General features: G+C 72.5%; 1 protein-coding gene. It reads left to right on the top strand.

The features are described from left to right. On the top strand, positions 1-320 hold a 320-nt coding region (locus ACEN88_RS34975), incomplete at both ends, for an NnrS family protein (RefSeq protein WP_413347022.1).

Here is a 320-nt window from a genome sequence, read left to right as displayed (position 1 = left end):
GCCTCGCGCTGTTCGCCGCCGTCGGCCAGGCCATGCGCCTGCTCGGCTGGCAGCCGTGGCGCACGTGGCGCAACCCGCTGCTGTGGATCCTGCACGTGTCGTACTTCTGGATCCCGTTCGGCTTCCTGCTGCTGGCGCTGGCGCAGTACGGCGTCGTCACGGGCAGCGCCGCGCTGCACGTGCTGACGGTCGGCGCGCTCGCGGGCCTGATCATGGGCATGATCACCCGCACGGCGCTGGGCCACACGGGCCGTCCGTTGAAGGCCGGCCGCGGCGAGACCGCGATGTTCGTGCTCGTGCAGGCGGCTGTCGTGCTGCGC

This window comes from Massilia sp. CT11-108, from assembly GCF_047302915.1.
Lineage (GTDB): Bacteria > Pseudomonadota > Gammaproteobacteria > Burkholderiales > Burkholderiaceae_D > Telluria > Telluria orientalis.
Note: the sequence above shows the minus strand (reverse complement) of the source record. Positions and strands in the feature narration are given on the sequence as shown.